4 protein-coding genes and 1 pseudogene are annotated in these 7381 nt (G+C 50.6%); 2 read left to right on the forward strand and 3 right to left on the reverse strand.

All coding sequences use genetic code 11. The annotated features are described in order from the left end of the window. The 3 genes from hrpA to ACRCZA_RS13750 form a co-directional block, all read right to left on the reverse strand. Positions 1-2932: ATP-dependent RNA helicase HrpA (gene hrpA / locus ACRCZA_RS13740; RefSeq protein WP_438674977.1), on the reverse strand; the 2932-nt coding region annotated here is incomplete at its 3' end. A 187-nt stretch (positions 2933-3119) separates the two neighbouring features. Beyond that, complete coding sequence (locus ACRCZA_RS13745; protein WP_438674978.1) at positions 3120-3536, reverse strand: CBS domain-containing protein; 417 nt, start codon at positions 3534-3536, stop codon at positions 3120-3122. A 127-nt stretch (positions 3537-3663) separates the two neighbouring features. After that, positions 3664-4644, reverse strand: a complete 981-nt coding sequence (locus ACRCZA_RS13750; protein ID WP_438674979.1) for an isoaspartyl peptidase/L-asparaginase family protein — start codon at positions 4642-4644, stop codon at positions 3664-3666. 170 nt (positions 4645-4814) lie between these two features. On the opposite strand from ACRCZA_RS13750, the gene ACRCZA_RS13755 reads away from it, so the two are divergent. Together ACRCZA_RS13755 and ACRCZA_RS13760 are read left to right on the forward strand one after the other, a co-directional pair. Further along, a complete protein-coding gene (locus tag ACRCZA_RS13755; protein ID WP_438674980.1) occupies positions 4815-6671 on the forward strand; it encodes an autotransporter assembly complex protein TamA in 1857 nt (618 codons plus the stop codon). Continuing rightward, positions 6668-7381: pseudogene (locus tag ACRCZA_RS13760) on the forward strand (translocation/assembly module TamB domain-containing protein); the annotation flags it as partial. The gene ACRCZA_RS13755 and the pseudogene ACRCZA_RS13760, both read left to right, overlap by 4 nt.

The following is a 7381-nucleotide window of genomic DNA, read 5'->3' on the forward strand; positions in this document are numbered from 1 at the left end:
TAAGTTTGTGTTTATCGTCTTCGATTTTAAAATTCATCTGCAAATGTGCAGGTAACTGCGTTAAATCGAAATCTTCTGGCGTGATGCGTGTACCACTCATGCGCAGTAACTGTTTGCACATGGCCTCGAGCAAACTGGCGCTAAAAGGCGCCATCGCCTGCACGCAGGCCCTCGCATAATCCGGTGCAGGCACAAAATTACGCCGCAGCGTTTTAGGTAAGGACTTGATAAGCGCAATACATTTTTCTTCCCGTAGCCCCGCCACCAACCAATCAAAATCGCTATCATCGATTTGATTTAGCAGCGCCACCGGAATATGCACCGAGACACCATCATCGCTAGCACTTGGGTCAAAATGATAACTGAGCGCGAGGCGCAAATTGCCCTTGTGCCAAGTATCAGGGAAATCTAACGCCGAGATATGCTCAGCGCTGCGCTGCATTAACAGCGCTTTATTAAAATCCAATAAATCCGGCTGCTGACGTTTAGTCTTATTCCACCAACCAAAAAACAGCTGGGCGTTATAAATCCCCTCTGGAATGCGCGCTTCGTAAAAGTCCACCAGCACTTGCTCGTCCACTAAAATATCGCGGCGGCGAGATTTATGTTCAAGGGACTCCACATCCTCAAGCAGCTGCTGGTTAGCAACAAAAAAAGCTTCTTGGGTGTGGAGTTGGCCTTCGGCCAAGGCGCTGCGGATAAAAATCTCGCGCGCCTCGGTGGGATTAATCGGCCCGTATTGCACCTTGCGCCGATGCACTATGGTCAAGCCATAGAGTTGTTGATTTTCTAAAGCGATCACACTGGCGGGTTTCGCTTCAAAATGGGGCTCAACATAGCTTTTTTTGATCAAATGCGCCGCTAAAGGCTCTAACCATTCCGGCTCGATTTTGGCGCAGCAGCGGGCAAATAAGCGCGAAGTTTCGGTCAATTCGGCCGCCATGATCCACTTTGGCCCTTTTTTCGCTAAGGGTGAGCCTGGGAACACAAAAAACTTGCGGTTACGCGCCCCTAAGTACTCGTTATTATTCTCTTTAAAACCAATATGGCTGAGCAGCCCGGCAAGCAAGGCCCGGTGCAGCGCTTCGTAACTGGCGGGGGTATCATTTAACCGCCATTTAAGATCGTGTACCGCTTGACGTAGTTGAGCGTATAAATCCTGCCACTCGCGCACGCGCAGGTACGCCAAATATTCATCGCGGCATTTTTTACGAAATTGGCTCGCAGATAACGCAGTTTGCTGTTCTTTTAAGTGCTGCCACAGATTGACCCAACTGACAAAATCCGAATGGGGATCGGCAAAGCGGCGGTGGGCCTCATCACTGGCTTGTTTTTTATCGAGCGGTCGCTCCCGGGGATCTTGAATAGAAAGACCGGCGGTGATCACCAACGCCTCGTGCAAACAGCCCAGTTGCTGACTTTCGACCACCATGCGTGCTAACCGCGGATCCACGGGAATTTGCGCAAGCTTGCGCCCCAGTGGCGTTAACACCAGTTTGCCACGTTGATGTTTAACCGCTTGTAATTCCTCAAGCAATAAAAAGCCATCGCGGATATGACGCGGATCGGGTGGCTCAATAAACGGAAAAGCGCCAATGTCCCCAAGGCCAATGGCGAGCATTTGCAGAATCACCGAAGCGAGGTTTGTCCGCAAAATCTCCGGATCGGTAAACGCCGGGCGATTGTTAAAATCCGCCTCATCATAGAGCCGAATACAAATCCCCGGCCCTACGCGGCCGCAGCGACCTTGGCGTTGATTGGCGCTGGCCTGGGAGATAGGTTCTATCGGTAAACGTTGTACCTTAGTGCGGTAGCTATAGCGACTAATGCGCGCGGTGCCGGGATCGATCACATAGCGGATCCCGGGGACGGTCAGTGAGGTTTCGGCAACGTTTGTGGCCAGCACAATTCGCCGTCCCCGGTGACTGCTAAATACCTTAGACTGCTCGCCGTAAGAAAGTCGGGCATACAATGGCAAAATCTCGGTATCCCGATAATTGCGGCGCGTTAATTGCTCCGCAGTATCGCGAATTTCCCGCTCGCCATTCATAAAGATCAGTATATCCCCCAGCCCTTCGGCAACGAGTTCATCGACGGCGGCAAAAATCCCTTCGATTTGATCTAAATCGGCATCCGTGTCTTGCACTAAGGGGCGGTAACGGGTTTCGACCGGGAAGGTACGGCCGGAGACTTCAATAATCGGCGCGTCATTAAAATGCTTAGAAAAACGCTCCACATCAATGGTGGCCGAGGTGATGATGATTTTTAAATCGGGACGTTTTTTAAGTATTTGCTTTAAATAACCTAAGATAAAATCAATATTAAGGCTACGCTCGTGAGCCTCGTCGATAATAATAGTATCGTATTGATCTAAATAGCGATCTGAGGTTAACTCCGCCAGTAAAATCCCGTCGGTCATCAGTTTAATATAGGACTCACTTTTCAGTGCATCGGCAAAACGCACTTTAAAGCCGACCACCTCACCTAACGGGCTGTGTAATTCTTCAGCCACGCGACTGGCCACGCTGCGAGCAGCTAAGCGCCGCGGCTGAGTGTGACCAATCATGCCGCGGCAGCCTAGGCCTAATTCTAAGCAGATTTTGGGCAGCTGAGTGGTTTTACCTGAACCGGTTTCACCGGCGATAATCACTACCTGATTGGCGGCAATCGCCTTGGCGATCTCATCGCGCATTAACGATACGGGCAGGTTTTCAGGATAGTCAATTTTGGGGCGAGCGAGGCGGCGCTGTTCAGCCTTATCGAAGGCAAGTTGCGCTTGCTCGGAAAGCTTGGCTAACTCTTGGGCTTTTTTAGCCGGATCCGCTTCTTGATTCAGCTTAAATAAACGACGCCGGATCCGCGCAGCATCGCTGTGATAGCAAAGATTAAGAAAGGCATTCGAGAGCGGATGTTTTTCAGAGTTCAAAACCAAATTCCATTGCTAGCATCAAAAACGGCGATCCTAGCAAGGAACGTGGCGTATTGGTATGGATAATTTAGCAAACCTCGGCCCTTAGCCGGTTTATCCGGCGATGCCTTGCGCGAACGTCGCCCTGAGCACGCTAGGGTCATACTTGGGTCACTCTTGGCACAGGCATTTGGCACAGGTCCCGTCGCCCTTAGGCGGGGGCAAGGTAACACTGCTGCATATAGGTTGCCATCGCTTTTAATACATGAGTGCGATTAATGGTGCCAATCACTTTGCCATTTTCAACCACTGGATAAATCTTAGGTTTTGCGCCGAGCATCTGCTCAGCAAGTTGGACAATACTGTCATCGGGGCCGACAAAGAGCACTTCGGTGCGCATGCAATCCTCTACCACCGCCGTCATATCGCAGTGATAACTGCTTTTAAGCATGACGGCTAAACAATCCTGTTGAGATAAAAACCCCACCAATGCGCCGCGATTATCCACTACGGCCGCGCCCATCTTATTATGCGCCAGCAGCTCATCCACGGCTGTTGCAAGGGACATCTCAGGATGCAGTAGCACGGGTTGACGGTCCATATAATCACGAATGTTGATTGAGTCCATAGCGTTCCCCTTTATGAGTTCTACAGCTAGAGTCTAGTCAAAAAACCGCTGAGGGTAAGGGTTTGATCCTAAAGAAGACAAAACTTAATGCTATGGGTGAATGTAAAGGGCTTTTAACTCAGGCTGATTATTCCTCTTCCCAGATCAATACCTTGGCAGGCTCGTCACTGCGCTGCGTTGCCCGAAACATGCCCTGGGTATTAAAAGGCGTGGCAATGTTGCCAAGGCTATCGATAGCTATCACCCCACCCGCACCGCCGTGGGCAGCTAAACGTTGCATCACCACTTCTTGGGCAGCCTCAATAACCGATTTATGTTGATATTTCACTTTGGCACAGATATCTCCCGCCACATGGTAGCGGATAAAAAACTCCCCATGTCCTGTCGCAGAGACGGCGCATACCCCATTTTCAGCATAGGTCCCGGCGCCGATCACCGCTGAATCCCCTATGCGCCCAAATCGTTTGGCCGTCATCCCGCCAGTAGAAGTCCCAGCGGCAAGATTGCCCTGTTTATCTAAGGCCACCGCCCCAACGGTGCCAAATTTATCATCCATGTTATGTGCTTCAATGCCCGCCATTTGCAGCGCCACCGCTGCGTTATTGAGCCGCTCTTTAGCATCAAGTAACTGCTGGTTGCGCGCAGGCGTAGAAAAATAGCCATTAGGCACTAAGGTAAAACCTTGGGTTAAAGCAAATTCTTCCGCGCCATCGCCCACGAGCATCACATGATCCGAATGTTGCATCACCGCAAATGCTAAATCGATAGGGTTAGCAATATGGCGCACGCCAGCGACGGCACCGGCTTTCATGGTGCGGCCATCCATCACAGCGGCATCGAGCTCATGCCCTCCATCATAGGTATACACCGAACCGATACCAGCATTAAACAACGGACTATTTTCCAACACCGTAATTGCCGCTTGCACCGCCACCACACTATCGCCCCCCTGAGCGAGAATGGCCGAGCCGCGATTGATAGCCAAAGTTAGGGTGTCTTTATAGGCTTGGCGTAATGGTGCGGTTAACTGCGCCTTTGAAATCGTGCCCGCCCCGCCATGGATAGCAATGGCAAAGGGCACTTGCGGGGCATTGGTATACTCAGACATATTCAGTATGCTCATGAAAATTATAAAAAACTGACGACGTTGAGCCCGTTTCGTGATGACTCAATGTCCTGTTGCCTCCTTTGTAACCAGCTCGATGGCCAATTGCAATCATATCCTTGCCTGTTACGCTTATTCTAGCGACAATGTCGTTACACCACAGGGGGCATCACGTGCGGCATTTTTTGCAAATCACGAGTTTTATTTTTCGGCTTAACTTACTTATTGTCCTGGGTTTAAGTACTTCAGTTACCCTCGCTGCTGAGCATGTGTTAAAGGTGTCAGTCACGGGGGTGGATGGGGCGCTTAAGCGCAACATTTTGGCCCACTTAGGCACGCTACCTGACTCTGACGTCCAGCGCCGCGCTTTTTTGTTTAATGTTGAAGATAATGTCAACACCGCTCTCGAATCAATGGGTTACTATCATGGCGAAGTCGAGGACAAGCTCATCGAACGCGACAAAGGCCCTTGGGAATTAACCTTAGCCATCAAGACGGGTGAGCCGATAACCATCGCGTGGGTCGATATTGTCTTTGCTGGCGAAATGTTAACAGATCGCGCGTTTGATCAATGGTTAGCCCAAGTCAATATTAAGCCTGGCGACACCTTAAACCATGGCCGCTACTCTGATATAAAATCCCAACTGGTGACCCTCGCCCTCGCCCGGGGCTATTTTGATGGCGTATTTACCCGCTCACAAATTAAAATCAATCGGGATCTCAATACTGCCCAAATCAGCCTGCATTTTGACTCGGGGCCGCGCTATCACTTTGGTGCGGTCAGTTTTGAGGGCCATAGCCTCGCGCCAGAGATATTAAATGATCTCATTCCATTTAAAGAGGATGCGAACTATTCAACCCGCCGCGTGAGTGCACTTAATCGCCAATTACTGGACACGGGCTATTTTGCCAATATTAAAGTACTGCCACAGATAGATCAGGCTGAAGACTATCAAATCCCCGTCAAAGTAGAGCTCACCCCTAAAGCGAGCCATTCTATCGAATTGGGTCTGGGCGGTGATGTCGGCAAAAGCGGCAGCAAAACCCTCGATCCGCGAGTACGTGTCACTTGGCGAACCCCCCAAATTAATCAATACGGTCATTCCCAAGAAACCACACTAGAGTGGTCGCCTGAGCGCCCTAAGTTCTTGACCACTTATACTATCCCCCTGACCCACCCTTTAGACGATCAGCTCAACATTCGTCTGGGGTTATTACGGGATAAGTATGGCGTCACCCAAATTTATGATCCTGACAAGCGCGACTTTACCAATACCGGTCAATTAGAAGCCACTAAATACCTACTCGGACTCGTGCGCCAACAACGCCTCGATAATCAATGGCTCATGGACTACTCGCTCCATGCCATCACAGAGGAATACACCCAAGCGGGTACAGACTATCTGCCAACGGTATATTTGGCGGGCATTAATTTTTCTAAAACGACCCGAGGTGATAATACCCTCGATCCTAAATCGGGTTTTCGGCAACTTTATAGCGTAGATTATGCCGATCCCTACTTAGGCTCAGATATTCGACTCGCCAGATTACAGGCTAAATTCAAATGGATAGATACCTTTTTTGATAATCACCGCTTTGTTGCTCGTCTCGATTTAGCCGCCAACATTGCCAATGAAAATGAGCTGGCCCACATCCCCCCCTCACTGCGTTACTTTGCCGGGGGTGACCAAACCGTGCGCGGTTATGGTTATCAAGAACTGGGCCCCTATTTTGACTATGTGGATACCGAGGGCAGAGCTAACCGCGAGGTCATTGGTGGCCGCTATTTAATGGTTGGCAGTGTAGAGTACCAATATTACCTCACGCCCACATGGCGTCTTGGGACCTTTATTGATGCGGGTAACGCCTTTGATAACAATCAGTTTGAGCCCGTCGTCTCCGTCGGCGGCGGGATCCATTGGATATCCCCCATTGGCCCAATTAAGATAGATTTAGGCGTAGGCTTGAAAGAAACCGACACAATGGAGCGCTCATGGCGCCTGCACTTAACCATGGGGAGTGAACTATGAACCAGCCCCCGTTGGATGATCCGAAAGCGCCCAATACCGCTCATTTAGGCGCCGCTCATCCTGAGCAATCCACTCCACAGCCATCCGATGTCCCCTCATCTGCGCCTAAGATGTCGATTCCACAGCGCGGTTGGTGGATTTTCAAACTGCTCACCCGCATTGTCGTTTACGTGCCCCTGAGCCTGTTAGTCCTGCTCGCCCTCTTACTTGGGACCGAAATAGGCGCCCGCCTCAGTGTTGGCTTGGCTAATCGTTTCGTTCCCGATCTTGAGCTCGTCTACCGCGCTGGCGTACTTAACCGGGATCTCACGCTGGCCCATGCCACATGGTCCATGCCGGGTATTAAGGTCGAACTCGACGATTTACACCTTGCTTGGCAACCCGCCTGCTTATTGCAAAGCCGGCTCTGCGTCAATGAGCTTGCCGCAACCAAAGTCAACGTGATTATCGATACCGAGCAACTCAGCACAGATGAAGATATCGCCAGCAGCAATGCTAATCAAATGAATGAGATACCTGATGAAGTACCAACGGAGTTGGTACTGCCATTGGGGATCGTACTTGATAGCACACAATTACAGAACCTGAACGTAACCGTGGATGATATGCAGTTTGCAGCCAAACGCATCGATGGCCGCGCCAGTTGGTTTGAACAAGGCCTGACAGTGCATCAACTCAGCAGCCAAGGGCTGTCAGTATTGCTGCCCCTT

Origin of the sequence: Shewanella sp. (assembly GCF_051658185.1) — a bacterium.
Lineage (GTDB): Bacteria > Pseudomonadota > Gammaproteobacteria > Enterobacterales > Shewanellaceae > Shewanella.